The sequence below is a fragment of the Sphingobacterium sp. UBA7253 genome, from assembly GCF_002472745.1.
GTDB classification, from domain to species: domain Bacteria; phylum Bacteroidota; class Bacteroidia; order Sphingobacteriales; family Sphingobacteriaceae; genus Sphingobacterium; species Sphingobacterium siyangense.
Genome location: NZ_DKSP01000180.1, coordinates 2,592 through 3,918 on the forward strand (window position 1 = coordinate 2,592; position 1,327 = coordinate 3,918).

Sequence of the window (1,327 nt, forward strand, 5' to 3'; positions counted from 1 at the left end):
AAGACCTTTACGCGCACCGTGGGTAGAGATAAAGTACTCCAATACGGACAAACCTTCTTTAAAGTTTGACAAGATCGGGTTTTCGATAATCTCACCACCAGAAGTACCTGATTTTTGAGGTTTCGCCATCAAACCACGCATACCACATAACTGACGGATCTGCTCTTTCGAACCACGGGCTCCAGAATCCAACATCATGTAAACTGAGTTGAATCCTTGGTTATCATTCGAAAGAATATCCATAACGTGTGCCGTCAATCTGTTGTTGATACGCGTCCAGATATCGATGATTTGGTTGTAACGTTCGTTGTTTGTAATGAAACCCATGTTATAGTTATTCATTACTTCTTCAACCTCGTTAGTTGCTTGTTGAATCAATTCAGCTTTCGCAGCAGGAATGTTCAAATCTTCCAAGTTGAACGAAAGACCACCTTTGAAGGCCGTTTGATATCCCAATTCTTTCATATCATCCAAGAACTGTGCTGCACGGGCCATACCCGTAGTCTTCACAATTTCACCGATGATATTACGCAAAGATTTTTTCGTAAGCAATTCATTGACAAATCCCATTTCGTCAGGAACAACTTGGTTGAAGATCACACGACCTACAGTTGTTTCTAATAAGGTATCAACGATGCTACCATCTTTTTGTCTAACTTTTGTTTTTACTTTAATCCAAGCGTGAAGGTCAATTTGCTTCTCATTTAAAGCGATGATAACCTCTTCAGCCGAATAGAAAGTCATATCTTGACCTCTTACGATGTGATCGCCAGCAGTTCTACGGCCTTTAGTAATATAGTAAAGACCCAATACCATGTCTTGAGATGGTACTGTGATTGGAGAACCATTCGCAGGGTTTAAGATATTGTGCGCACCTAACATTAAGATTTGGGCTTCCAAAACTGCAGCATTACCAAGCGGTAAGTGGACTGCCATCTGGTCACCGTCAAAATCGGCGTTGAACGCTGTACACACTAATGGGTGTAATTGAATAGCTTTACCCTCTACTAATGTAGGTTGGAAAGCCTGAATACCCAAACGGTGAAGCGTAGGTGCACGGTTTAGCAATACAGGGTGACCTTTCAATACATTTTCAAGGATATCCCATACCACAGGATCTTTACGATCAACGATTTTTTTAGCTGATTTTACTGTTTTTACAATACCACGCTCGATCATCTTACGAATGATAAACGGTTTGTAAAGTTCTGCAGCCATATCTTTAGGAAGACCACACTCGTGTAATTTCAAGTGAGGACCTACAACAATTACCGAACGAGCCGAATAATCCACACGCTTACCTAACAAGTTTTGACGGAAACGACCT

1 pseudogene is annotated in these 1,327 nt (G+C 41.1%); it reads right to left on the minus strand.

From position 1 onward, the window contains the following. Window positions 1-1,327 (minus strand): annotated as a pseudogene (locus tag B2X72_RS18060) (DNA-directed RNA polymerase subunit beta'); the annotation flags it as partial.